This window comes from Microlunatus phosphovorus NM-1 (genome assembly GCF_000270245.1).
GTDB classification, from domain to species: domain Bacteria; phylum Actinomycetota; class Actinomycetes; order Propionibacteriales; family Propionibacteriaceae; genus Microlunatus; species Microlunatus phosphovorus.
The window spans coordinates 1,194,874-1,219,343 of the sequence record NC_015635.1; the positions used below are offsets into that span (position 1 = coordinate 1,194,874).

Below are 24,470 nucleotides of genomic sequence, written 5' to 3' on the forward strand. Positions count from 1 at the left end.
GATGGTGTTGTCTCAGTGAGTAACCGTTGAGTAGGAGAGTTCATGACGGCAATCCAGGCCCCGACCGTGCCGGATCGGATGCGGGGGGTGTATCTGCCGGGCGGACGGCGCACCGTGGTCGCCGATGACATACCGGTGCCGACGCCGGGCTACGGGCAGGTGCTGCTGCGGGTGGGCGCCTCCACCATCTGCGGCAGCGACGTGCGGGCCATCTACCGAGAGCACCTGGGTTCGGGGCCGGAGGGCTACAACGACGTGATCGCCGGGCACGAACCGGCCGGTCAGGTGGTGGCCATCGGTCCGGGTGTGAAACGACTGGGGGTGGGCGCGCGGGTCGCGGTTTACCACATCTCCGGCTGCGGCCAGTGCTCCGAATGCGTCAAGGGCTACTTCATCAGCTGTACCAGCGCGTTGCGCGCGGCGTACGGCTGGCAGCGGGACGGCGGTCACGGCGACTATCTGCTGGCGGAGGAGAACACCTGCATTCCGCTGCCGGACTACCTGACCTACGTCGACGGTGCCTGCGTGGCGTGCGGTTTCAGCACCGCCTACGAGGCGCTGGTCCGGCTGCAGATCTCCGGTCAGGACAGTCTGCTGATCACCGGTCTCGGCCCGGTCGGGCTGGCCGCCGGGCTGCTGGCCAAGAAGCTGGGCGCGGCCCCGGTCTACGGCACCGACCCGGCCGGGGAACGGGCGGCCCTGGCCCTCGAGCTGGGGGCGGTCGACGACGTGTTGTCGCCCGACGACCTGACCGGTGCCGGGGCTGGGACCTTCACCGCGGCGGTCGACTGTTCTGGTTCGGCGGCCGGTCGGCGGACCGCGCTCGCCGGACTGCGGCGTTGGGGCCGGATGGCGTTCGTCGGTGAGGGCGGGGAGATGAGCTTCGACGTCAGCCACGAGGTGATCCATCGCCAGCTCACCCTGATCGGCTCCTGGGTGACCAGCGTCGGCCGGATGCGTGAGTTGCTGGACCGGCTGGTCGTGTGGCAGCTGCATCCCGAGGTGATCGTCAGCGATCGGTTCGATCTGGACCAGGCCGCCACCGCGTACGAGTTGGTCGACGCCGGCAAATCCGGCAAGGCGGCGCTGGTCCCGAGCTGATCAGCTCAGCAGGTCGATGATCTCGGTGTAGCCGCGGGCTCGCGCCACGTCCAGAGCAGTGTCGCCTTTGGGGTCTTTGACGGACTGGTCGACGCCGGCGGCCACCAGGGCGGCCACGGTCCGCTGGTGCGACGGTCCGCCGTCACCCAGGATCACCGCCTCGTGCAGCGCGGTGTAGCCGATCCGATTGACGTGGTCGATGTCGATGTCGGTGTCCAGCAGGACCTTGATCACCCGGTGGAAGCCGCGGTCGGCCGCCCGGATCAGGCCGGTGCCCTTCCAGCTGTCCAGGCTGCGGACGTCGGCCCCGTGTTTCAGCGTCAGCCGGAGCAGCCGCGGGTCGTCGCCGACCTCGCTGGTGGCGATCAGGTACGCGCTCTGGACCGTCTCGTCCTTGGCGTTGGGATCGGCACCCGCGGTGAGGAGTCGCTCGGCGATGTCGAGATGGTTCCCGTACGCCGCCGCGACCAGCGCTGTCGCACCGGAGGAGTCGCGGGCGGCGATCGAGGCGTGCTGATCGAGCAACCGCTCGACCCGGGCGAGATCGCCGGTCCGGGCAGCCTTGATCAGCCGCTGACCACGCTCCCGGATCTCGTCCCGATCGTCGATGAGCGCGACGATCTGGTCGTAGCCGCGGGCGGCGGCGAGGGCGCGCGGTGTCCTGCCGTCACCGTCGCGGATCGAGGTGTCGGCCCCCGCGCCGATCAGCTGACGGACGACGTCGACGTGATCGGCCGAGCCATTGCCCAGCACGATGGCCTCCAGCATCGCGGTCCAGTTCAGGTCGTTGACGTGGTCCACCGGCACCCCGGCGTTGATCAGGATCCGGACGGTCTCGGTGTGCCCGTGCTCGCTGGCCGGGATCAGCGCCGTGCCGCCGAATCGGTTGGTGCTCTTCACATTCGCCCCGTGCCGCAGCGTCGCGCGCAGGATCTCGTTGTAGCCCTCGGCGCCCGCATACAGGAAGGCGGAGTCCTGTAGGTCGTCCTTGGCGTCCGGATCGGCGCCGGCTTCCAGCAGCAGCACCGCGACCTTGGTCTGCCTTGCCTTGGTGGCTACCACCAGCGGCGTACGCCGGCGGTCGTCGCGCGCCTCGAGATCGGCCTTCGCGGCGATCGCGGTGCGCGCCGCGCCGAGGTCACCGGTCGCCGCGGCGCGGAGCAGGGCTCGGGTCGCTTCCTGGCGGGACATGCGGGGCTTCTCCTTGGTCTGTGCGGATTCCTTGGTCTGTGCAGTCGTGGGTTGTCCGGAGCCGCCGGACGCGGTTGGGGTCGAGCTTGCGGACATGCGCGACGGTGGGCTCGTGTGGGGTGAGCCGTCCGCTCCGGCTGGCGGGGCCGCCGTCGGGGCGCACGCACTCGTCAGGGTGGCGAGCAGCAGCGCGGACGCAGCAGCCGAGGCCAGGGCAGGTCGAGTGGGCACGGCGAAATGGTATACCATTTTTGGAGTGAGCCAAGCTGAACCAGTGAGGGAACCGCTCGGGCGGCCGTTCGAGAGCGAGGCGGAGCGGGTCGCCCAGACGCTGCGCGACCAGATCATCGACGGCACCCGCGCTCCCGGCGACCGGCTGGTGGAGCGAGACCTCGCCGCGGAGCTCGCGGTCAGTCGGATCCCGATCCGGGATGCGCTCAAGACCCTGGTGGCCGAAGGGCTGGTCACCCCGCGGCCGCGTACCTGGGCGGTGGTGCGGACCTTCACCGCTGACGACATCGAGGATCTGATCGAGGTGCGGTCGGCGTTGGAGACGTTGGCGTTCCGGCTCGCTGCCGAGCGGGGGACTGCGGACCAACTCGCCCTGCTCGGGGAGCAGTTGGCCGGCGAGCAGTTGGCTGCCGCGACGGGAAACGCCAGGGTCGCCCGACGGGCGGGCGCCGACTTCCACGAGACGGTCGTCGCGATGGCTCACAACACCTTGCTGACCGAGCTCTTCACCTCGACCCGCAGTCGGATGCGCTGGCTGTTGGGACAGCACACCGAGCTGACACTCATGGCCGACGAGCACGCGGGCCTCTACCGTGCACTGGTCGACCGGGACCGGGATCGAGCCGGCAGGCTGGCCGAGCAGCACCTGACCACCAGCCGCCGGGCCGCCCTGCGGACGTATGGACCCGGGATCGAGTCTTGACAGTCGGACGTCGCGGACCGGGATCGGCGGCCGGGAATAGTCGGGCACCAGCAGAGTTTGACCCAACCATGACCCCGACCACATTGGCCGCGCAGAGCGGCACCTTCGACATCGTCGATCTCGGCCCGGTCCGCAGACTCGGCTTCGGTGCGATGCGGCTCACCGGCCCAGGCATCTGGGGTGAGCCCGCCGACCGGGAGGTCGCCCGCAGCGTTGCCCGGCGTGCAGTCGAGCTGGGGGTGGATTTCATCGACACTGCGGACTCCTACGGGCCCAATGTCAGTGAGGAGATCCTCGCCGAGGCCCTCTACCCCTATCCGGCCGGTGTGCGGATTGCGACCAAGGTCGGGCTGGTTCGGCCGGGTCCCGGGATCTGGCGGCCCGTCGGCCGGCCGGAATATCTGCGCCAGCAGGCGGAACTGTCGCTGCGCAAGCTGCGGACCGAGCGCCTCGACCTGTTGCAGTTGCACCGACCCGATCCGCAGGTTCCTTTGGCCGAGCAGTTCGGGGCGCTGGCCGAGCTGCAGTCGGAGGGCAAGGTCGCCGCGCTCGGTCTGTCCAACGTCACGGTGGCGCAGATCGAGGAGGCAGGTCGCTACTTCAGTGTGGCGACGGTGCAGAACCGCTACAACTTGACCGACGGGTCCTCGGAGGATGTCCTCGACCACTGCACGGCGCACGGCATCGGGTTCATCCCGTGGGCGCCGATCTCGGCGGGCGCGCTTGCTGCGCAGGGTGGCACGGTCGCTGCCGCCGCCGAGCGGCTGGGCGCGACGCCGGGGCAGATAGCACTGGCCTGGCTGCTTCGTCGCTCCCCGGCGATGCTGCCGATCCCCGGCACGGGGTCGATCGCGCACCTGGAGGAGAACCTCGGCGCAGCGGCTGTTCGCCTGGACGACGACACGTACGCCGAGATCACCGCGGCCCGATAGCCGTGCCGAGTTAGGTGTGAGTTCATCCCCGATGTCGGGGATCAGCTCACACCTTGATGGCAGGCTCGCCTTGTCTTCGTCGGGTAGCCTCGATCATCGGTGTGCCAGTGCTTGTGGTGAACACTGTCCCGCCGCTTTGACCCTCCGCGTCCGACGAGATAACCTAGGCGCTTGTGTCCGGGCTTGCCCGGCTCTGGTGCGTGCCCCGATCTCGGGCCGAGATGCTCGGGCTCTTGCGGTGGTGTCGCACTCGTGGATCGAAGGATCCACACCAACATCCACGCAGCAGAAAGAGACAGTAAGCGGTGCCCACGATCCAGCAGCTGGTCCGCAAGGGCCGCACCGACAAGGTGAGCAAGAACAAGACCCCCGCGCTGAAGGGTTCGCCCCAGCGTCGCGGCGTGTGCACGCGGGTGTACACGACCACGCCGAAGAAGCCCAACTCGGCGCTGCGCAAGGTCGCCCGTGTTCGCCTGTCGTCTGGCACCGAGGTCACCGCCTACATCCCCGGCGTCGGTCACAACCTGCAGGAGCACTCGATGGTGCTCGTCCGCGGAGGCCGCGTGAAGGACCTGCCGGGTGTTCGCTACAAGATCATCCGCGGTTCGCTGGACACCCAGGGTGTCAAGAACCGCAAGCAGGCCCGTAGCCGCTACGGCGCCAAGAAGGAGAAGTAATGCCACGCAAGGGCCCCGCCCCGAAGCGCCCGGTGATGGTCGACCCGGTCTACGGGTCGCCGCTGGTGAGCCAGCTGGTCAGCAAGATCCTGCTGGACGGCAAGAAGACCGTCGCGCAGAACATCGTCTACTCCGCGCTGGAGGGCACCCGGACCAAGACCGGGATCGACCCGGTGCAGACCCTGAAGCGGGCGCTGGACAACGTCAAGCCGTCGCTGGAGGTCAAGAGCCGTCGCGTGGGCGGTGCGACCTATCAGGTTCCGGTCGAGGTGAAGCCGGCTCGCGCCACCACCTTGGCCCTGCGCTGGTTGGTCCACTTCGCGCGGCTGCGGCGTGAGAAGACCATGTCCGAGCGCCTGATGAACGAGATCCTGGACGCCTCGAACGGCCTGGGTGCCGCGGTGAAGCGCCGTGAGGACACGCACAAGATGGCCGAGGCCAACAAGGCCTTCGCCCATTACCGCTGGTAAGAGTCTCCGTACGCCGGGTGGCCGATCGTGCCGCCCGGCTCGGATCGATTCTCGGCCCGCATCGATTTCACCATCGAGCATCGCTCAGATTTTCAAGGAGAGGTTGAAGCCACACCATGGCTGTCGACATCAAGACCGACCTGACCCACGTCCGCAACATCGGGATCATGGCGCACATCGACGCGGGCAAGACCACCACCACCGAGCGCATCCTGTTCTACACCGGTATCAACTACAAGATCGGTGAGGTTCACGAGGGCGCGGCCACGATGGACTGGATGGAGCAGGAGCAGGAGCGCGGCATCACCATCACGTCCGCCGCGACGACCTGCCACTGGCACGACCACCAGATCAACATCATCGACACCCCCGGTCACGTGGACTTCACCGTCGAGGTGGAGCGTTCGCTGCGCGTGCTCGACGGCGCCGTCGCCGTGTTCGACGGGGTAGCCGGCGTGGAGCCGCAGTCGCAGACGGTGTGGCGGCAGGCCGACCGCTACAAGGTGCCGCGGATCTGCTTCGTCAACAAGCTGGACCGGACCGGTGCGAGCTTCGACTTCTGCGTCTCGACGATCAAGAACCGGCTGAACGCGGTGCCTGCGGTGCTGCAGCTGCCGATCGGTGCCGAAGGCGGCTTCATCGGCGTCGTCGACCTGGTCGAGATGCGGGCCCTGACCTGGCGTGGCGAGACCACGATCGGTGAGGACTACACGGTCGAGGAGATCCCGGCCGACATGGCCGAGCAGGCACATGAGGCGCACCATGCGCTGATCGAGCTGGTCGCCGACTTCGACGACGAGCTGATGGAGGCGTACCTCACCGACGAGGATTCGATCGATCCCGACCTGCTTCGTCGGGCGATCCGGCACGCCGTGCTCTCCTCGCAGATCACCGCCGTGCTGTGTGGCAGCGCCTTCAAGAACAAGGGTGTGCAGCCGCTGCTGGACGCCGTCATCGCGTACCTGCCGTCGCCGGTCGACGTGCCCGCCATCGACGGCTTCAAGCCGGGCGACGAGTCGATCAAGATCGAGCGGCACCCGGATGCGAGCGACCCGTTCGCGGCGCTGGCCTTCAAGATCGCCGCCGACCCGCACCTGGGCCGACTGACCTACATCCGTCTCTACTCGGGCAAGCTCGAGGCCGGCTCCACGGTGCTGAACAGCACCAAGGGCCGCAAGGAGCGGATCGGCAAGATCTATCAGATGCACGCCAACAAGCGTGAGGAGATCGCCAGCGTCGGTGCCGGTCAGATCGTCGCCGTGATGGGTCTGAAGGACACCACCACCGGCGAGACGCTGTCCGACCAGGCCAATCCCGTCGTGCTGGAGTCGATGGACTTCCCGGCCCCGGTCATCGAGCAGGCCATCGAGCCGAAGACGAAGTCCGACCAGGAGAAGCTCGGCACCGCCATCCAGCGGCTCGCCGAGGAGGATCCGACCTTCCGCGTGCACACCGACGAGGAGACCGGTCAGACGATCATCGCCGGCATGGGCGAGCTGCACCTGGAGGTGCTGATCGACCGGATGAAGCGCGAGTTCCGGGTCGAGGCCAACATCGGCAAGCCGCAGGTGGCGTACCGCGAGACCCTCCGCCGCACGGTGGAGAAGGTCGAGTACACCCACAAGAAGCAGTCCGGTGGCTCCGGTCAGTACGGCCGCGTGATCATCAAGCTGGAACCGCAGGAGGCGGGTTCGGGCTACGAGTTCGTGAATGCGGTCACCGGTGGCCGGATCCCGAAGGAGTACATCCCGGCGGTCGACGAGGGCATCCAGGACGCGATGCAGTTCGGTGTGCTGGCGGGCTACCCGGTCGAGGACATCAAGATCACGCTGCTCGACGGCGCGTACCACGATGTCGACTCCTCCGAGCTCGCCTTCAAGATCGCCGGCTCGATGGTCTTCAAGGAGGCCGCCCGGCGCGCCGACCCGGCTCTGCTGGAGCCGGTGATGGCGGTCGAGGTGACCACCCCGGAGGATTACCTGGGCACCGTCATCGGCGACTTGAACGCTCGTCGTGGTCAGGTGCAGGCGATGAACGACGCGCATGGCAATAAGGTCATCGAGGCCCTGGTGCCGCTGTCGGAGATGTTCGGCTACGTGGGTGACCTGCGGTCGAAGACCTCCGGCCAGGCGTCGTACTCGATGGAGTTCCACTCCTACGCCGAGACGCCGAAGTCGGTCTCCGACGAGATCATCCAGAAGGCCCGCGGCGAGTGATCGCGGGTCCCCAAGACCTGTGGGCTATCCGTTTGACCTAGGACGGATCGTCCACAACACTTAGGCCGGACCAAAACCGGCCGAAGACAGAACAATCACTAAGAAGCGCCCCGCAGACAGCGTGGCGACCAAGCTAGAAGGAGCCTCAGTGGCCAAGGCCAAGTTCGAGCGGACTAAGCCGCACGTCAACATCGGCACCATCGGGCACATCGACCACGGCAAGACCACGCTGACCGCGGCGATCACCAAGGTGCTGCACGACAAGTACCCGGATCTGAACCAGGCTTCGGCCTTCGATCAGATCGACAAGGCGCCCGAAGAGCGCCAGCGCGGTATCACCATCTCCATCGCGCACGTCGAGTACCAGACCGAGGCGCGGCACTACGCGCACGTCGACTGCCCGGGTCACGCCGACTACATCAAGAACATGATCACCGGTGCGGCCCAGATGGACGGCGCGATCCTCGTGGTCGCCGCCACCGACGGCCCGATGCCGCAGACCCGCGAGCACGTGCTGCTGGCCCGTCAGGTCGGTGTGCCGGCGATCGTGGTCGCGCTGAACAAGTGCGACATGGTCGACGACGAGGAGATCCTGGAGCTCGTCGAGCTCGAGGTCCGTGAGCTGCTGTCCGAGTACGAGTTCCCGGGCGACGACGTCCCGGTCGTGCAGGTTGCTGCCTTCCCGGCTCTGAACGGGGACGCCAAGTGGGGCGAGGCGATCATCGAGCTGATGGACGCCGTGGACTCCTACATCCCGCAGCCGGTGCGTGAGATCGACAAGCCGTTCCTGATGCCGGTGGAGGACGTCTTCACCATCACCGGTCGTGGCACCGTCATCACCGGCCGGATCGAGCGGGGCATCGTCAAGGTCAACGAGACCGTCGACATCATCGGCATCCGGGACAAGAAGCAGACCACCACCGTCACCGGTGTGGAGATGTTCCGCAAGCTCCTCGACGAGGGCCAGGCGGGCGAGAACGTGGGCCTGCTGCTCCGTGGCACCAAGCGCGAGGACGTCGAGCGCGGCATGGTCGTGATCAAGCCGGGCACCACCACCCCGCACACCGAGTTCGAGGCACGCGTCTACATCCTCTCCAAGGAGGAGGGTGGCCGTCACACCCCGTTCTTCAACAACTACCGTCCGCAGTTCTACTTCCGCACCACCGACGTGACCGGTGTGGTGAACCTGCCGGAGGGCACCGACATGGTGATGCCGGGTGACAACACGGACATGTCCGTGCAGCTCATCCAGCCGATCGCCATGGAGGAGGAGCTGAAGTTCGCCATCCGTGAGGGTGGCCGGACCGTCGGCGCCGGCCGCGTCACCAAGATCATCAAGTGACCTTGTGATCCTGGTCTGACCTGGTAGCTCAGCACTGAGCTTCGTACGCGAGGGCCCCGCACCACCTTGGGTGCGGGGCCCTCGTGCGTCTGCTCATTGTGGGCGGCTCCCTCCCTCGTCGTCCGCCCCGATTCCCACTTCGCACCATTTCCGGTGGCCCGATTCCGACTTCGCACCATTTCGGTCTTCTTCGCATGGGGTGTACCCCCCAGTGCGCAGTCGCATTAGCTGGTGCGGAGTCGAAACGGAAATGGTGCGCAGCCGCAGGAAATGGTGCGAAGTCGGACCGGCCAGCCGGAAATGGCGCGGAGTCGACTATGGGGCTGGACGGGATCCCCAAAACGGTGCGCAGCCGCATTAGCTGGTGCGCAGTGCCTACCGGTCCGAAACGTGTACGCGGTCGGGTCGGGCCGGCTGTCAGTCGACAGGGTGGGAGCCGTGGGGTGGGGGAGTGCCGGGCAGGTCGGAGGCCAGATAGATCTCGGCATGGCCGTCGCGTCGTGGGTCCGCACCGGCGCCTAGCCAGCTGAGTGCCGACACCCCGCCGAAGTAGGGGTCACGCATGTCAGCGACGGTCACCTCGTCGCCGTCCTCTGCTAGCGAGTGGAGCACCTCGGCGGAGAAGCCGGGCTCGAGCCGGACAGCGCCCGGGGTCGCATTCAGCCGGGGAGCGTCGATGGCGGCTTGCGGCGGCGTGTGGTCCAGCATCCGCAGCATGGTCTGCACCAGAGCCGGCCGGATTCGGCTGCCGCCGGCGGCACCAGCAGCGACGACTGGTCGGCCGCTCGGATCGACCGCAATCATCGGCGACATCATCGAGCCCATCCGCATGCCCGGTCCGACTCCCTCGCGAACCAACTCACCTTCGCCGAGCATCGAGTTCAGGTGTACGCCGAAGCCAGGCACCCAGACTCCAGACCCCAGCCCGAGGCTTGTGGTCACCGCGCAGACGTTGCCCTCGGCATCGGCAGCAACCAGGTTGGTGGTCTCGGCCCGGCGATCCGGCGCGCGCAGCGCAGCCGCGAGAGCCCGTGCCGACGCAGGCGAGGTGAGAGGGTCGCCAGGCATCGTCGCAGCCGCCGCCTGCATGGTGCCGAGCACGTCGTCGAGATCGTTTCCCCTGGCCAGCACACCGAAACCATGGACGTCGACCCGCCGCGGGCGCGTCTCGATCACGCGATAGGCCTCTAGGTCGACGGCATCCAGTGCGGACGTCTCACCCAGCACCTCGACCATCGCCCGGGCATACACCCCGCGATAGAAGGCGTCCGGCTCCTCGGCCAGCAGGTCGTACGCCGCCGAGTGGGCCGGATGCGCCAGCAGGTCACCACCCTGCAGGGGTGACCCGTCCGCCCGGCTGTACACCTCCAGTCCCTCGGAGACATGGAAGGCGGGGGAGACCTTGGGCAGCAGGTCGGCGTGCGCATCGGGAAAGACCGAGCCGAGAGACGCCGCGCGTCCCGGTGCCACGACCTCGGGCCAGGGCAGCCGCCCCCAGCGGCGCCACAGATGCAGGGCACCGGCGGGTGTCCCCGGCACGGCCACCGTGGGCGGCCCGATCTCGTACGGGATCGCCTGGCCGACGAACACGACCTCGATCGGCTTGCCGGGGCCGGCGGTGCGTCCGCTCAGGCCAGGGATGCCGACGAAGAAGTCCACGCAGCGGGTCTCGCCGGTCGCCGCCTCATAGTGCGTGGCGAATCCGCCTCCGCCCAGTCCGGTGAACAGTGTCTCCGCCGCGCAACTGGTGAGCACCATCGCGGCGGCGGCGTCGGCGGCGGTGCCGCCCGCGGCCAGGATGTCGGCGCCGGCTTGTGCGGTGGCGGGATGGCCGGCGGCCACACCGGGGGTGATCGTCACGGCAGCAGCCTAGGCCCGTCGCAATCGGGCCCACGAGATGACACGTGTCATGGTCAAGCGATGACTCTCAGCTGAGGTGCGGACCGCGTACCCGATCCAGACTTCAGTCATGACTGTTCACCCGTCGCCGATTCTCGCTTCGCCATCCGTCACAGACCGGTCCATGACCGAGCGATCCATGGACCCAGCGGCAGCGCTCGCCGTCCGACTCGAGGGACTGCACAAGTCGTACGGCGCCGTGCAGGCCGTCGACGGTATCGACCTGACGATCGCGCCCGGCGAGATCGTCGCGGTTCTCGGACCGAACGGTGCCGGCAAGTCCACCACCACCGAGATGATCACCGGAATCACGGTTCCGGACTCGGGTCAGGTGCAGGTCTTCGGTCGGCCGCCCCGGGATGCGGTCCAGCACGGTCTGGTCGGCGTGATGCTGCAGGCCGGTGCGCTGCTGCACGACGCGACCGTACGCGATGTGCTGAGACTGATGTACGGACTGCATGCGCATCCGCTGCCCATGGCGGAGGTCATCCAGCGGGCGGACCTCGGCGGGTTCCTGAAGATGCGGACGGAGAAGCTCTCCGGCGGTCAGGCGCAGCGATTGCGCTATGCCCTGGCGATCATGGCCGATCCGCAGCTGCTGATCCTGGACGAGCCGACGGTCGGCATGGATGTCGAGATCCGCCGCGCCTTCTGGGCCTCCATGCGCACCTTTGTCGCCGGGGGCCGGACGGTGCTCTTCGCCACCCACTACTTGGAGGAGGCCGACAGCGAGGCTGATCGGATCGTCGTCCTCGCCCATGGACGGGTGATCGGCGACGGCACCCCGACCATGATCAAGAACCAGGTCGCGACCAAGCTGATCACATTGGCTGATCGTGATGTGGAGCTCGCCGAACTGACGATGTTGCCCGCGGTGCTCACCGGCGAGCGCAGCAATGGTCGGATCCAACTGCACACCAGCGACTCCGACGCGACATTGCGTGCCCTGATCGCGACCCAACCCGGCGCGGCCGAGATCGAGGTCACCTCCGCCAGTCTGGAGGATGCCTTCCTGGCCCTGACCGATCAGACCAACCATCCGATCCTGCAGAACTCGAAGGAGCAGCGATGACTGCCATCACTTCCCATTCGCTGGCTGATGCCGAGGCCGGACGAGGCCGACGACTCCCGCCGCTGGTGCACTATGCCGTTTGGTCGACCTGGCTGACCTGCAAGAACTTCGCCTTCGTGATCTTCGCGGTCGGCATGCCGCTGGTGCTCTATCTCGTGTTCAGCTCGACCTTCGCGTCCGGATCCGACCAGGAGTCGCGGCTCGCCTCCGCGGTGATCATGGTGTCGATGGCCGCGTACGGGGCGCTCGGTGCCGCGATGAGCGGTGGCTCGCAGCTGGCCCTGGAGCGTCGGTCGGGCTGGTTCCGGCAGCTGAGCGTCACCGGTCTGGCCCCGCGGTCGTTCCTGCTCGCCAAGGCGGCGGCGATCATGGCGCTGGTGCTGCCGTCGTTGCTGTTGGTCTTCGTAGCGGGTTTTGTGGTTGGCGGCGTACGGCTGTCGCTCGGCGGCTGGCTCGCCTCGCTCGGGCTGATGTGGCTGGGACTGATACCGCTGGCCATCTTCGGGATCGTGATCGGCCTGTGGGTCAAGGCCGAGGCGGTGGGCGGGGTGACCACGCTGGTGATGCTGCTGCTGGCCATGCTGGGTGGTCTGTGGCTGCCGGTCGATCTGATGCCGCGGTTCGCGCAGCTGCTGGCGCAGGCCATGCCCTCGTACTGGCTCGCCGAGCTGGGCCGCTGGCCGATGCTCCCGGACGAGGCGTTCCCCTGGTTTGGGGTGCTTGTCCTGCTCGCCTGGAGCATCGGGCTGACCGTGCTGGGAGCGCTCGGGTTCCGGCGAGCTGCCGCCAGCAGCAAGCGCTGAACCTCGGTGGGTCTGGCCGTGAGCGTAGGGTCGAACCTCGAGGGAGGACTGCTCGTGGGCACCGAGGCACGACCCGCGCAGGGCTCGCTGATCCGGGCCCTCTTCCGGCGGAGCTACGGCATCGACTGTGACGACCCGTCGGCGGCTCCGGCGCGGCATCGTGGGCCGGACCCGGCACCGCCGTTCACCTGGCGGCGCGCGGTGCAGAACATGGTCTGGGTCTATGCCTTCGGGCTGATCTTCATGGTCTTTGCCTTCACGGCGTTGCTCGACGGCGAGCCGTCCCCAGTGGTGGTCGCGATCAGGCTCGTGGTGATCGTGCTGATGGTGCTCGGTTATCTCGGCACCGCCTGGGTGGCGGACTGCTCGCTCCGGACACGCTGGCTCTATCTCGGCGGCTACGTGGCGCTGCTGGGGCTGAGTGCCGTCGTGTGGAGTTGGGATCTGGTGGGCTACGGGGCTTATGTCGCGGTCATGCTGGCCACGTTGCTGCCCTGGCGGCAGTCGCGGATCGCGGTGGTGGTGTGGGCCGGCGTGCTGGCAGCCGTAGGTCTGCTCGGGGCTGGGTCCACCGGGGCATACATCGCCTTGATCTCCCTCGGCATGGGACTGGCCACCGCGGCCGGGATGGAGGCGGGCGCGGTCCAAGGTCGCCTGCACCGAGCCGAGCAGCGGGTGGCGACCCTCAGCGTGGCCGCCGAGCGGGAACGGATCGGCCGCGATCTGCACGACATTCTCGGCCACTCACTCACCGCGATCTCGATCAAAGCCGGGCTGGCGGCGCGACTGGTGGACGTGGATCCGGATGCAGCCAAGGCCCAGATCGCCGAGATCGAGCAGGTGGCTCGGCAGGCGCTGGCGGATGTCCGGACCACTGCCTCCGGCATGCAGGAGGTACGGCTGGCGACCGAGATCGCCAGTGCGCGCTCCGTGCTGCTGGCGGCAGGGATCGAGGCCCGGATGCCCTCGGCGCTGCCACCGCTGAGCGACGAGGTCAGCGAACTGTTCGGCTATGTCGTCCGTGAGGCGGTCACCAACGTGGTGCGGCACAGCGACGCAGGGGTATGCACCGTGATGGTGAGCCCCGACGCGGTCGAGGTGCGCGACGATGGTCGGGGGCTGTCGGCGACCGCGGGCAACGGTTCCGGGATCGCGGGTTTGCGGACTCGGGCGGAGGCGTTGGGCGGTTTGCTGCTGGTGACCGCGGGGGAGTCCGGCGGATGCATCGTGCGTGTCGAGCTCGGCCGGCTGTCGGCGCGGAGCGAGGCTGATGAGCGAACGGTGACTGCCTCATGATCGTACGACCGGAGGTCGTCACCTCATGATCACCGTGCTGTTGGCCGACGACCAGGCCATGATCCGGCAGGCGTTCAGCGCGTTGCTCCAGCTCGAGCCCGACTTCGAGGTCGTGGGGCAGGCGGGTGACGTCGCCGAGACCGTCAGGAAGGTCGCCGAACTCCGGCCCGAGGTGGTGCTGCTCGATGTCCAGATGCCGTCGCCGACGGATCCGCATGCGGACGGGATCGACGCTTGCGCGACGATCATGAAGGCGCAGCCGACGACGAAGGTGATCATCTTGACCACGTTCGGTCGGCCCGGCTATCTGCGCCGGGCGATGGAGGCCGGGGCGGTCGGCTACATGGTCAAGGATGCTCCGGCGGAGCGGCTGACCGAGGGCATCCGGCGCGTCCATGCCGGCCTGCGGGTGGTCGATCCGGTGCTGGCCGCGGCCAGCCTGTCGATCGGTCCCTCACCCCTGACCGGCCGGGAGACCGAGGTGCTGACTGCTGCCGCGTCCGGCGCCTCGACGGCCGTAATCGCTCGTGAGGTGTTCTTGTCCGAGGGGACGGTGCGCAACCATCTCTCCTCGGCCATGGGCAAGCTGGGCGCGGGTACGCGGGCGGAGGCGGTCCGGATCGCCACCGAGAACGGATGGCTGACCTGAGTCACGGCTACCAGGCTTGCGGTGGGGCGCGACTGATTTCTGCTTCGGCTCACGTCGACACACCGACGACACGCCGTGATCTACCCGGTCGGGGCTCGGATATCACTCAGCACGCACTCTTACGATGGAGAGGTGACCCGCCCGTGGCAGCCAGTGGCCGCCGGAGCTCTGGTGGAGGGTGCTGGGCTGGTCGTGGCTGGGGGAGCGGGGCTGGTGATGCCGGCACCGGCCCTGGTCGCGGCGCTGGGTTACGTCGGGGGCGCGGCCGCCATCCTCACTTACTGGGGAAAGCGGCGACTGGGCGCGGCCAACCTGGTCACCCTGGCCCGGGTCATCGGCACCTGCTGGGTGATCGGGCTGACCCTGGAGGCATGGTTCGGCCATCTCGGTTCGGCTGGATTGCTCGTGATGATCGTCATCGGTGTCTGCTGTCTGATCTTGGACGGTCTGGACGGTGCCATTGCTCGCCATCGCGGTGAGGCGTCCGCGTTCGGCGCGCGGTTCGACATGGAGACCGACGCCGCGCTCCTGATGAGTCTGAGCCTGGCGGTGTCGACCCTCGGCATCGCGGGTTGGTGGGTGCTGGCGATCGGCCTGATGCGGTACGCGTACGTGGCCGCCGCCTGGATCGGCCCCGCCCGACTCCGGTCGGCGCTGCGGCTGCGGCTGCCGTACCGCTATTCACGGAAGGTGATCGCTGTCGTCCAGGGCGTCGCGCTGTTGGCCGCACTCGCGGTCGAGGCGGCCGGGCTCAACACACGGGTGCCGATGCTGCCGACTCTGCTGCTCGCTCCCGCTCTGGCCCTGCTCACCTGGTCCTTCGGCCGCGACGTCATCTGGCAACTGACGCGGCTTCGCACCATCTGACTCCCACTCCGCACCATTCCTATCATCGCGCGCCATTTCGTGTGTCCCCAACTCCGCACCATTTCGTGTCCCCAACTCCGACTTCGCACCATTTCCTGCCACTGCGCATCCGGTACACGTGGTGCGCAGTAACAGCAAATGGTGCGAAGTGGGGATTGGGGTCGAGGCTGGGCCGACTGGGACAGGCCCCGGCCCGGCTGGGGCCCGGGGGTCGAGGACTGGGCCCGGGGACTGGGGGTCGAGGACTAGGCCCGAGGGCTGGGGGTCGGCGGCTAGGGGCGGGCTTGGGGTCGGGCGTCGGGCCGCCCTTGAACGCCCGGCTATGGTGGGCAGCCGGACAACCGCGCTCGATGTCGGCGTTGGTGACTCAGTTCGCTCCGCCATGGAGCCAGCCCAGGTCGCCGATTTGATCTCCTGCGCAACTGGTGAAAGAATCGTCAGGTTGCTCCGACGGAGGTCGCCGGGGTGTGCCCTGGGCCGGACGGCTGCATCGCAGAGGCGATCAACTCGAAAGCACAGTGGACACCGAACCGCGAGACTTCCATCGTCTGGCTCTGCGACCACCCGGTCGGTGAGCCGAAGGCGACAGCCCCTAGCAAGCAGGACACGGGCCTGACTGCGTCCGGTCGGCGCGACACGCCCGACCTCGGGGGTCGGACAGACCGGTAGTTACGAGAGAAGGACGAACTGTGGCGGGACAAAAGATCCGCATCAGGCTCAAGGCCTATGACCACGAGGTCATCGACTCCTCTGCGCGCAAGATCGTCGATACGGTCACGCGCACCGGGGCGCGGGTGGCCGGTCCGGTGCCGCTGCCGACGGAGAAGAACGTGTACTGCGTGATTCGTTCTCCGCATAAGTACAAGGACAGCCGGGAGCACTTCGAGATGCGGACGCACAAGCGTCTGATCGACATCATCGACCCGACCCCCAAGACCGTCGACTCGCTGATGCGGCTGGATCTGCCTGCCGGCGTCGACATCGAGATCAAGCTCTGAGGTTTGAAGAGACAATGAGCGCTGAGAAGAAGGTGAAGGGTCTGCTGGGCACCAAGCTCGGCATGACCCAGCTCTGGGACGAGAACAACCGCGTCATCCCGGTCACGGTGATCCAGGCCGGTCCGTGCGTCGTCACCCAGGTCCGCACTCCCGAGTCCGACGGCTACTCCGCCGTCCAGCTCGGCTTCGGTGCGATCAAGGCCAAGCAGGTGACCAAGCCGACCGCCGGGCACTTCGCCAAGGCCGATGTGACCCCGCGCAAGCACCTGGTGGAGCTGCGCACCAGCGACGCCAGTGAGTACGCCCTGGGCCAGGAGCTCACCGCCGAGGTGTTCGAGGCCGCCGAGGTCGTCGACGTCACCGGTGTGAGCAAGGGCAAGGGCACCGCGGGTGTCATGAAGCGGCACGGCTTCGGCGGTCTGCGGGCCACCCACGGTGTGCACCGCAAGCACCGCTCGCCGGGCTCCATCGGTGGCTGCGCCACCCCGGGCCGGGTGTTCAAGGGCCTGCGGATGGCCGGCCGGATGGGCAATGAGCGCGTCACGGTGCAGAACCTGACCGTGCACAGCGTGGACGCCGACCGCGGTCTGATCCTGGTCAAGGGCGCCGTGCCCGGCAACAAGGGTGGCCTCGTGGTCCTGCGCAGCGCTGCCAAGAAGGGAGAGGTGGCATGAGCGAGACCCGTTCCATTGATGTCATCGACGCCGACGGCGGCACCAGCGGCTCGGTCGAGCTGCCGGCCGACCTGTTCGACGTCAACGCGAACATTCCGCTGATCCACCAGGTCGTGGTGGCCCAGCTGGCCGCGGCCCGGCAGGGCACGCACGCGGTCAAGACCCGCTCCGAGGTGGCCGGCGGCGGCGCCAAGCCGTACCGGCAGAAGGGCACCGGCCGCGCCCGCCAGGGCTCGATCCGCGCTCCGCAGTACACCGGTGGCGGCATCGTGCACGGCCCGCAGCCGCGCGACTACGCCCAGCGGACCCCGAAGAAGATGATCGCTGCCGCCCTGCGCGGGGCGCTCTCGGACCGGGCCCGTGACGGCCGGGTGCACGTGGTCGCCGACCTGACCATCGGCGATGCGCCCTCCACCAAGACCGCGCTGTCGGTCGTGGCCAAGGCGCTGGGCACCGACAAGGTCGCCGGCAAGGTGCTGGTCGTGCTGCACCGCGACGAGGATCTGGCCTGGATCAGCCTGCGCAACGTGGCCGCCCTGCACGTGATCACCGCCGACCAGCTGAACGCCTACGACGTGCTGGTCAACGATGACGTGGTCTTCACCTCGGCCGCGCTGAACGCGTACGTCGCCGGTCCGGCCAAGGGCAAGGCGAGCAAGGCCGTGGCCACCGAGTCCGAGGTTGCTGAGGAGGAACTGCGATGAGCAACGCACTCAAGGTTCATGACCATCGTGACGTGCTGCTGGCACCGGTGGTGAGCGAGAAGAGCTACGGCCTGCTCGACGAGAACAAGTACACCTTCCTCGTCGCACCCGGCGCCAACAAGACCGAGATCAAGATCGCCGTCGAGACGATCTTCAAGGTCAAGGTCACCGGAGTGAACACCATCAACCGCCAGGGCAAGAAGCGGCGGACCCGGTCGGGCATGGGCAAGCGTCCCGACACCAAGCGGGCCATCGTGACCGTGGCTGACGGTGAGCACATCGACATCTTCTCCGGCCCGGTCGGCTGACCGCGATCGATACGCAGTAAAGGAAACAAGACCTCATGGGTATCCGTAAGTACAAGCCGACATCGCCGGGCCGTCGTGGCAGCAGCGTTGCCGACTTCGTCGAACTGACCCGGTCCACTCCGGAGAAGTCGCTGCTGGCCCCCAGCCCGAAGACCGGTGGCCGGAACAACTCCGGCAAGATCACCAACCGGCACGTGGGCGGCGGCCACAAGCAGGCCTACCGGCTGGTCGACTTCAAGCGGTACGACAAAGACGGGGTGCCGGCCAAGGTCGCGCACATCGAGTACGACCCGAATCGCACCGCCCGGATCGCGCTGCTGCACTACGCGGACGGCGAGAAGCGCTACATCCTGGCGCCGCAGGGCCTGCGCCAGGGTGCCACCGTCGAGGCCGGCGAGGCCGCCGACATCAAGTCCGGCAACAACCTGCCGCTGCGCAACATCCCGGTCGGCACCACGGTGCACGCCGTGGAGCTGCGTCCCGGCGGCGGTGCCAAGCTGGCCCGCTCGGCCGGTGCGTCGATCCAGCTGGTCGCCCGCGAGGGCAGCCACGCCACGCTGCGGATGCCGTCGGGCGAGATGCGGATGGTCGATGTGCGCTGCCGCGCGACCGTCGGTGAGGTGGGCAATGCCGAGCAGTCCAACATCAACTGGGGCAAGGCCGGCCGCAACCGTTGGAAGGGCAAGCGCCCGACCGTCCGGGGTGTGGCCATGAACCCGATCGACCACCCGCACGGTGGTGGTGAGGGCAAGACCTCCGGTGGTCGCCATCCGGTGTCGCCGTGGGGCCAGCCTGAGGGCCGGACCCGTGACAAGAACAAGGCGAGCAGTCGTCTGATCGTCCGTCGCCGCAAGTCCGGCAAGAAGCGCTGAGCAGGAGCACAGAAGAGATGCCACGCAGCCTGAAGAAGGGCCCGTTCGTCGACGACCACCTCACCAAGAAGGTGGACGCGCAGAACGCCAAGGGCACCAAGAACGTGATCAAGACCTGGTCACGCCGCTCGATGATCGTGCCGGACATGATCGGCCACACCATCGCGGTGCACGACGGTCGCAAGCACGTCCCGGTGTTCATCACCGACTCCATGGTCGGTCACAAGCTGGGGGAGTTCGCCCCGACTCGGACCTTCCGGGGTCACGAGAAGGACGACCGGAAGTCCCGCCGCCGCTGACGCGGGGGCAGCCGCAGAGAAGGAATCAGAGAACAGATGAGCAAGGACTCACGTCCCAGCCGCCGCCAGGCGCTGCTCGGCGACCGTCCCGGTTCGTACGCCATCGCGCGTCAGGTCCGGGTCAGCCCGACCAAGGCCCGCCGCGTGGTCGACCTGGTCCGTGGGCTGCCCGTGGACGATGCGCTGTCCACGCTGCAGTTCGCGCCGCAGGCGGCCAGCGAGCCGGTCTACAAGGTGCTGGCCAGCGCCGTCGCCAACGCGGAGAACACCGACAACCTGAAGCGTGCGGATCTGTACGTGTCGCAGGCGTTCGTCGATGAGGGCATGACCATGCGCCGGATCCGGGCTCGGGCCAAGGGCTCGGCCAGCCGGATCCTCAAGCGGTCCTCCCACATCACCGTCGTCGTCGAGCCCAAGGAGGCCTGAGATGGGTCAGAAGATCAACCCGAACGGCTTCCGGCTCGGCATCACCACCGACCATCGCAGCCGTTGGTATGCCGACAAGCTCTACAGCGCGTACGTCGGCGAGGACGTCAAGATCCGCAAGATGTTGACCAAGAACCTCGAGCGGGCCGGCATCTCCAGCGTGGAGATCGAGCGGACCCGGGACCGGGTGCGGGTGGACATCTACACCGCCCGTCCGGGCATCGTCATCGGCCGCAACGGCGCCGAGGCGGAGCGCGTCCGTGGCGAGCTGGAGAAGCTCACCGGCAAGCAGGTGCAGTTGAACATCCTCGAGGTGAAGAACCCCGAGATCGACGCGCAACTGGTCGCCCAGGGCGTTGCCGAGCAGCTGGCCTCCCGGGTGCAGTTCCGTCGGGCCATGCGCAAGGCGCAGCAGAGCGCCATGCGCGCCGGTGCCCAGGGCATCCGGATCCAGTGCTCCGGTCGTCTGGGCGGCGCCGAGATGAGCCGGTCGGAGTTCTACCGCGAAGGCCGGGTGCCGCTGCACACGCTGCGCGCGGACATCGACTACGGCTTCTTCGAGGCGCGTACCACCTTCGGCCGGATCGGCGTGAAGGTCTGGATCTACAAGGGCGACGTCTCCGGGACCCGCGCCGAGCGCGCGGCCCAGAAGGCGGCCCGCAGCGCGGCCGGCGGTCGCAACCGTCCGGGTCGTCCGGCCCGCGGTGACCGTCCGGGTCGGGGCGATCGTCCCGAGCGCGGCGGTCGTCGTCGCCAGGAGGCCGCCGCCGAGAGCGCGGCGCCGCTGACCGAGTCGGTGGCGTCCGAGACCGCAGGACAGGAGGCCTGAGTCATGTTGGTTCCCCGCAGGGTGAAGTTCCGCAAGCAGCACCACCCCAAGCGGACCGGCGCAGCCAAGGGCGGCACCAAGCTGGCCTTCGGTGAGTTCGGCATCCAGGCGATCGAGGCCTCGTACCTGACCAACCGGCAGATCGAGTCCGCGCGTATCGCCATGACCCGGCACATCAAGCGTGGCGGCAAGGTGTGGATCAACGTCTATCCCGACCGCCCGCTGACCAAGAAGCCGGCCGAGACCCGGATGGGTTCCGGCAAGGGCTCGCCGGAGTGGTGGATCGCGAACATCAAGCCGGGCCGGGTGCTCTTCGAGCTGTCCGGCGTGAGCGAGGAAGTGGCTCGCGAGGCCATGCGGCTGGCGATCCACAAGCTGCCGATGAAGGCACGGTTCATCAAGCGTGAAGCAGGTGAGTACTGATGGCGAAGACCGCCACCGCAGCTGAGCTGCGCGGACTGAGCCGGGACGAGCTCAACACCAAGGTGCGCGAGCTGAAGGAGGAGCTGTTCTCGCTCCGCTTCCAGGCCGCCACCGGGCAGCTGGAGTCGCACGGTCGACTCCGCGCCGTACGCAAGGACATCGCCCGGATCTACACGGTCATCCAGGAACGCACCCTGGGCATCGTGGACGACCCGGACGCCGCCGAGGTCGTCGAGGCGGAGAAGGTAGAGGCCTGAGATGAGTGAGAGCGTGAACGAGACCGTCGAGGTCGTCGAGACCCCGGACGAGGTCGTCGAGGTCGTGACCGAGGAGGCCGGCGAGGAGCGCGGCACCCGCAAGGTCCGCGAGGGCTACGTGGTCAGCGACAAGATGGATAAGACCGTCGTGGTCGCCGTGGAGGACCGGGTGAAGCACCGGCTGTACGGCAAGGTGCTGCGGCAGACGAACCGGCTGAAGGCGCACGACGAGACCAACAGCGCCGGTGTCGGTGACCGGGTTCGGATCATGGAGACCCGGCCGCTGTCGGCCACGAAGCGCTGGCGTCTCGTCAAGATCCTCGAGAAGGCCAAGTAACAAGTTCCGCAAGGCCCGGGAGACCGGGAACCGGTGAGACAACCAGGAGATAACAGATGATCCAGCAGGAGTCGCGGCTCAAGGTCGCCGACAACACCGGTGCGAAGGAGATCCTTTGCATCCGGGTGCTCGGCGGCTCCGGTCGCCGCTACGCCGGCATCGGCGACGTGATCGTCGCCACCGTCAAGGACGCGATCCCCGGCGGGAACGTGAAGAAGGGCGACGTGGTCAAGGCCGTCGTCGTCCGTACGGTGAAGGAGCGTCGGCGTGCCGACGGTTCCTACATCAAGTTCGACGAGAACGCCGCCGTGATCTTGAAGAACGACGGCGAGCCGCGCGGCACCCGCATCTTCGGTCCGGTCGGCCGCGAGCTGCGCGAGAAGCGCTTCATGCGCATCATCTCGCTCGCCCCGGAGGTGATCTGACATGACGAAGAACAAATTGCACGTGATCAAGGGTGACCGGGTGAAGGTCATCGCAGGCAAGGACAAGGGCGCGGTCGGCGAGATCATCGCCGTGCATCCGGAGTCCTCGCGCGTCACGGTGTCCGGCGTGAACATCGTCAAGCGGCACCTGCGCGACACCTCGGCGCAGCCGCAGGGACGCCAGACCAAGGGCGGGATCGTCTCCTCCGAGGCGCCGATCCACGTGTCCAACGTCCAGCTGCTGGTCAAGAACAGCGACGGCGACGAGGTCGTGACCCGGGTCGGTTACAACCGGGTCGAGGTGACCAAGCGTCGTCCCGACGGCTCGGAGTACACCGGTACCCGCAGCATCCGGATCGCCCGTGCGACCGGAGAGGAGATCTGATGACCGCCACGACCACCGAGACTCGTACGGTGCCGCGGCTCAAGCAGCGCTATCGCGAAGAGATCGCGCCGGCGCTGCACAAGGAGTTCAACTACCCCAACGTGATGCAGATCCCCGGTCTGACCAAGATCGTGGTGAACATGGGTGTCGGCGACGCCGCCCGTGACTCCAAGCTGATCGACGGTGCCGTCCGTGACCTGACCACCATCACCGGCCAGAAGCCGCAGGTGACTCGCTCCCGCAAGTCCATCGCGCAGTTCAAGCTGCGTGAGGGGATGCCGATCGGTGCGCACGTCACGCTGCGCGGCGACCGGATGTGGGAGTTCGCCGACCGGCTGCTGACCCTGGCGTTGCCGCGGATCCGTGACTTCCGGGGGCTGAACAGCCACCAGTTCGACGGTCTGGGCAACTACACCTTCGGTCTCAACGAGCAGGTCATGTTCCACGAGATCGACCAGGACAAGATCGATCGCAGCCGGGGCATGGACATCACGTTCGTCACCACGGCGACGAACGACGACGAGGGTCGCGCGCTGCTTCGGCACCTGGGCTTCCCGTTCAACGACAACCCGAAGCCGGCGAAGTCGAAGGCCAAGGGCCCTCGCTACGCCGTACGCAAGAAGTGATCCGGGAGAGAATCTAGATGGCAAAGACAGGCCTCAAGGTCAAGCAGGCCCGCAAGCCGAAGTTCAACGTGCGTGCCTACACGCGCTGCCAGAAGTGCGGGCGGCCGAAGGCGGTGTACCGCAAGTTCGGTCTCTGCCGGATCTGCCTCCGCTCCATGGCACACAAGGGCGAGCTTCCGGGCATCACCAAGTCGTCCTGGTGAGCTAGGTGTGTGGTGTCGTCGCAGTGCTCCGCTCCGGTCCTCGATGGATGGTCTCGGACAACCGGTCAGCCTCCGCAAGCTCCGGCTGACGGCCAGGCCCATCCACGTCCTTCGACCAACCATCGAGGACCGGAGCTCCGCACTCCGACGACAGTCACGCGGCACTCACCTGACGACTAGGTGCAGTCCTCTGCTCGAGACCCAACAAAGACTCAAACCGGTGCAGGTCCGTTCGAATGATTCGGCGGAAACCGCTCCGAGAAGGAAGTAACTAGCAATGACCATGACCGATCCGATTGCGGACATGTTGACGCGGGTGCGGAACGCTTCGCAGGCGTACCACGACACCGCGGTGATGCCGCACAGCAAGATCAAGGTGGGGATCGCCGAGATCTTGGCCAACGAGGGCTACATCGCGGGATGGACCGTGAGTGAGCCGGCGGAGGGCGAGGTCGGCAAGACCTTGTCGATCACGCTGAAGTACGGCCAGAACCGGGAGCGCTCGATCGCGGGCGTCCGCCGGATCTCCAAGCCCGGTCTGCGGGTGTACGCGAAGTCGTCCAACCTGCCCAAGGTTCTGGGCGGGCTCGGCATCGCGATCATCTCCACCTCGCACGGGCTGATGACCGACAAGCAGGCACACGGCCAGAAGGTGGGCGGGGAAGTCCTCGCCTACGTCTGGTGACGTACTAGACACCAGAGAGGAAGAACATGTCTCGCATTGGCAAGCTGCCGATCGCCGTTCCGTCCGGTGTCGAAGTGGCCCTTGACGGTCAGAAGGTCCAGGTCAAGGGCCCGAAGGGCACTCTCGAGCACGTCGTCGCCGAGCCGATCACCATCGGTCGCGCCGAGAACGGTGAGATCGAGGTCAAGCGGCCCGACGACGAGCGACTGAGCAAGTCGCTGCACGGGCTGACCCGGACCCTGGTCTCCAACATGGTGGTCGGCGTCACCGCCGGCTACGAGAAGAAGCTCGAGATCGTCGGCGTCGGCTATCGCGTGATCTCCAAGGGTCCGAAGGAGCTGGAGTTCGCACTCGGCTTCTCGCACCCGGTCAAGGTGACCGCGCCGGAGGGCATCACCTTCGCCGTGGAGTCGAACACCAAGTTCTCGGTCCAGGGGATCGACAAGCAGCAGGTCGGTGAGGTCGCGGCCAACATCCGCAAGCTGCGCAAGCCCGAGCCGTACAAGGGCAAGGGCGTGAGGTACGCGGGCGAGCACGTCCGCCGCAAGGTCGGAAAGGCTGGTAAGTGAT

At 67.5% G+C, this 24,470-nt stretch carries 31 protein-coding genes; 29 read left to right on the top strand and 2 right to left on the bottom strand.

All coding sequences use genetic code 11. The annotated features are described in order from the left end of the window. The first annotated feature begins 42 nt into the window (after nucleotides 1-42). Nucleotides 43-1,101: a zinc-dependent alcohol dehydrogenase family protein gene (locus MLP_RS05270; protein WP_013861980.1), complete on the top strand. Its 1,059-nt coding sequence runs from the start codon at nucleotides 43-45 to the stop codon at nucleotides 1,099-1,101. On the opposite strand, the gene MLP_RS26075 is transcribed toward MLP_RS05270, so the two are convergent. Then, nucleotides 1,102-2,292, bottom strand: coding sequence for an ankyrin repeat domain-containing protein (locus tag MLP_RS26075; protein ID WP_013861981.1), 1,191 nt, complete (start codon nucleotides 2,290-2,292; stop codon nucleotides 1,102-1,104). A gap of 274 nt (nucleotides 2,293-2,566) precedes the next feature. Between MLP_RS26075 and MLP_RS05280 the strand changes: the two genes are divergently transcribed. From MLP_RS05280 to tuf, 6 genes are all read left to right on the top strand, one after another. Then, entirely contained in the window at nucleotides 2,567-3,226 is a 660-nt protein-coding gene (locus tag MLP_RS05280) for a GntR family transcriptional regulator (RefSeq protein ID WP_013861982.1), read from the top strand. Between the two features lie 68 nt (nucleotides 3,227-3,294). Beyond that, nucleotides 3,295-4,158, top strand: coding sequence for an aldo/keto reductase (locus MLP_RS05285; RefSeq protein ID WP_013861983.1), 864 nt, complete (start codon nucleotides 3,295-3,297; stop codon nucleotides 4,156-4,158). Between the two features lie 305 nt (nucleotides 4,159-4,463). Then, the gene (rpsL, locus tag MLP_RS05290; protein ID WP_013861984.1) at nucleotides 4,464-4,835 is read left to right on the top strand and encodes a 30S ribosomal protein S12; all 372 of its coding nucleotides are present in this window, start codon (nucleotides 4,464-4,466) and stop codon (nucleotides 4,833-4,835) included. Continuing rightward, nucleotides 4,835-5,305, top strand: coding sequence for a 30S ribosomal protein S7 (rpsG, locus tag MLP_RS05295; RefSeq protein WP_013861985.1), 471 nt, complete (start codon nucleotides 4,835-4,837; stop codon nucleotides 5,303-5,305). The genes rpsL and rpsG overlap by 1 nt, the downstream gene beginning before the upstream one ends. Before the next feature lie 116 nt (nucleotides 5,306-5,421). Continuing rightward, a complete protein-coding gene (fusA, locus tag MLP_RS05300) occupies nucleotides 5,422-7,521 on the top strand; it encodes an elongation factor G (protein ID WP_013861986.1) in 2,100 nt (699 codons plus the stop codon). A 148-nt stretch (nucleotides 7,522-7,669) separates the two neighbouring features. Next, nucleotides 7,670-8,863 (top strand): elongation factor Tu, encoded by a 1,194-nt coding sequence (gene tuf, locus MLP_RS05305; RefSeq protein ID WP_013861987.1) that lies wholly within the window; start codon nucleotides 7,670-7,672, stop codon nucleotides 8,861-8,863. A 417-nt stretch (nucleotides 8,864-9,280) separates the two neighbouring features. Here the strand turns inward: tuf and MLP_RS05310 are convergent, their stop codons facing one another. Then, on the bottom strand, nucleotides 9,281-10,723 hold the full coding sequence (locus MLP_RS05310) for a gamma-glutamyltransferase (RefSeq protein WP_013861988.1): 1,443 nt from the start codon (nucleotides 10,721-10,723) through the stop codon (nucleotides 9,281-9,283). 163 nt (nucleotides 10,724-10,886) lie between these two features. Between MLP_RS05310 and MLP_RS05315 the strand changes: the two genes are divergently transcribed. From MLP_RS05315 to rplF, 22 genes are all read left to right on the top strand, one after another. Next, the gene (locus tag MLP_RS05315) at nucleotides 10,887-11,834 is read left to right on the top strand and encodes an ABC transporter ATP-binding protein (RefSeq protein ID WP_197536506.1); all 948 of its coding nucleotides are present in this window, start codon (nucleotides 10,887-10,889) and stop codon (nucleotides 11,832-11,834) included. Further along, a complete protein-coding gene (locus tag MLP_RS05320) occupies nucleotides 11,831-12,637 on the top strand; it encodes an ABC transporter permease (RefSeq protein ID WP_013861990.1) in 807 nt (268 codons plus the stop codon). Before MLP_RS05315 ends, MLP_RS05320 begins: the two co-directional genes overlap by 4 nt. 18 nt (nucleotides 12,638-12,655) lie before the next feature. Further along, nucleotides 12,656-13,933, top strand: a complete 1,278-nt coding sequence (locus tag MLP_RS05325) for a sensor histidine kinase (RefSeq protein ID WP_156821046.1) — start codon at nucleotides 12,656-12,658, stop codon at nucleotides 13,931-13,933. Nucleotides 13,934-13,958: 25 nt separating this feature from the next. Then, nucleotides 13,959-14,582 (top strand): response regulator transcription factor, encoded by a 624-nt coding sequence (locus MLP_RS05330; RefSeq protein WP_013861992.1) that lies wholly within the window; start codon nucleotides 13,959-13,961, stop codon nucleotides 14,580-14,582. A gap of 132 nt (nucleotides 14,583-14,714) precedes the next feature. Continuing rightward, on the top strand, nucleotides 14,715-15,449 hold the full coding sequence (locus tag MLP_RS05335) for a CDP-alcohol phosphatidyltransferase family protein (RefSeq protein WP_156821047.1): 735 nt from the start codon (nucleotides 14,715-14,717) through the stop codon (nucleotides 15,447-15,449). 689 nt (nucleotides 15,450-16,138) lie between these two features. Beyond that, nucleotides 16,139-16,447 carry a 30S ribosomal protein S10 gene (gene rpsJ, locus MLP_RS05340; RefSeq protein ID WP_013861994.1) on the top strand — a complete coding sequence of 103 codons (309 nt, stop codon included), beginning with the start codon at nucleotides 16,139-16,141 and terminating at the stop codon, nucleotides 16,445-16,447. Between the two features lie 14 nt (nucleotides 16,448-16,461). Next, entirely contained in the window at nucleotides 16,462-17,121 is a 660-nt protein-coding gene (gene rplC, locus MLP_RS05345) for a 50S ribosomal protein L3 (protein WP_013861995.1), read from the top strand. Continuing rightward, a complete protein-coding gene (gene rplD / locus MLP_RS05350) occupies nucleotides 17,118-17,825 on the top strand; it encodes a 50S ribosomal protein L4 (RefSeq protein WP_013861996.1) in 708 nt (235 codons plus the stop codon). The genes rplC and rplD overlap by 4 nt, the downstream gene beginning before the upstream one ends. Further along, nucleotides 17,822-18,133, top strand: a complete 312-nt coding sequence (gene rplW, locus MLP_RS05355) for a 50S ribosomal protein L23 (RefSeq protein WP_013861997.1) — start codon at nucleotides 17,822-17,824, stop codon at nucleotides 18,131-18,133. Before rplD ends, rplW begins: the two co-directional genes overlap by 4 nt. Nucleotides 18,134-18,168: 35 nt before the next feature. Beyond that, the gene (gene rplB, locus MLP_RS05360) at nucleotides 18,169-19,005 is read left to right on the top strand and encodes a 50S ribosomal protein L2 (RefSeq protein WP_013861998.1); all 837 of its coding nucleotides are present in this window, start codon (nucleotides 18,169-18,171) and stop codon (nucleotides 19,003-19,005) included. Nucleotides 19,006-19,022: 17 nt separating this feature from the next. After that, nucleotides 19,023-19,304 (top strand): 30S ribosomal protein S19, encoded by a 282-nt coding sequence (rpsS, locus tag MLP_RS05365; protein ID WP_013861999.1) that lies wholly within the window; start codon nucleotides 19,023-19,025, stop codon nucleotides 19,302-19,304. Nucleotides 19,305-19,340: 36 nt separating this feature from the next. Then, nucleotides 19,341-19,730: a 50S ribosomal protein L22 gene (gene rplV / locus MLP_RS05370; protein WP_013862000.1), complete on the top strand. Its 390-nt coding sequence runs from the start codon at nucleotides 19,341-19,343 to the stop codon at nucleotides 19,728-19,730. Nucleotide 19,731: 1 nt separating this feature from the next. Next, nucleotides 19,732-20,559 carry a 30S ribosomal protein S3 gene (gene rpsC, locus MLP_RS05375; protein ID WP_013862001.1) on the top strand — a complete coding sequence of 276 codons (828 nt, stop codon included), beginning with the start codon at nucleotides 19,732-19,734 and terminating at the stop codon, nucleotides 20,557-20,559. A gap of 3 nt (nucleotides 20,560-20,562) precedes the next feature. Further along, nucleotides 20,563-20,982 carry a 50S ribosomal protein L16 gene (gene rplP, locus MLP_RS05380; RefSeq protein WP_013862002.1) on the top strand — a complete coding sequence of 140 codons (420 nt, stop codon included), beginning with the start codon at nucleotides 20,563-20,565 and terminating at the stop codon, nucleotides 20,980-20,982. Further along, complete coding sequence (gene rpmC, locus MLP_RS05385; protein ID WP_013862003.1) at nucleotides 20,982-21,239, top strand: 50S ribosomal protein L29; 258 nt, start codon at nucleotides 20,982-20,984, stop codon at nucleotides 21,237-21,239. Before rplP ends, rpmC begins: the two co-directional genes overlap by 1 nt. 1 nt (nucleotide 21,240) lies before the next feature. Further along, on the top strand, nucleotides 21,241-21,576 hold the full coding sequence (gene rpsQ, locus MLP_RS28855; RefSeq protein WP_013862004.1) for a 30S ribosomal protein S17: 336 nt from the start codon (nucleotides 21,241-21,243) through the stop codon (nucleotides 21,574-21,576). Nucleotides 21,577-21,632: 56 nt separating this feature from the next. Continuing rightward, the gene (rplN, locus tag MLP_RS05395) at nucleotides 21,633-22,001 is read left to right on the top strand and encodes a 50S ribosomal protein L14 (protein ID WP_013862005.1); all 369 of its coding nucleotides are present in this window, start codon (nucleotides 21,633-21,635) and stop codon (nucleotides 21,999-22,001) included. Between the two features lies 1 nt (nucleotide 22,002). Next, nucleotides 22,003-22,386 (top strand): 50S ribosomal protein L24, encoded by a 384-nt coding sequence (rplX, locus tag MLP_RS05400; protein ID WP_013862006.1) that lies wholly within the window; start codon nucleotides 22,003-22,005, stop codon nucleotides 22,384-22,386. After that, nucleotides 22,386-23,012 carry a 50S ribosomal protein L5 gene (rplE, locus tag MLP_RS05405; protein ID WP_013862007.1) on the top strand — a complete coding sequence of 209 codons (627 nt, stop codon included), beginning with the start codon at nucleotides 22,386-22,388 and terminating at the stop codon, nucleotides 23,010-23,012. Before rplX ends, rplE begins: the two co-directional genes overlap by 1 nt. Nucleotides 23,013-23,029: 17 nt before the next feature. After that, entirely contained in the window at nucleotides 23,030-23,215 is a 186-nt protein-coding gene (locus MLP_RS05410; RefSeq protein ID WP_013862008.1) for a type Z 30S ribosomal protein S14, read from the top strand. Between the two features lie 277 nt (nucleotides 23,216-23,492). Beyond that, nucleotides 23,493-23,900 (top strand): 30S ribosomal protein S8, encoded by a 408-nt coding sequence (gene rpsH / locus MLP_RS05415; protein ID WP_013862009.1) that lies wholly within the window; start codon nucleotides 23,493-23,495, stop codon nucleotides 23,898-23,900. A 26-nt stretch (nucleotides 23,901-23,926) separates the two neighbouring features. Next, a complete protein-coding gene (gene rplF, locus MLP_RS05420) occupies nucleotides 23,927-24,469 on the top strand; it encodes a 50S ribosomal protein L6 (RefSeq protein ID WP_013862010.1) in 543 nt (180 codons plus the stop codon). The last annotated feature ends 1 nt before the right edge of the window (nucleotide 24,470 follow it).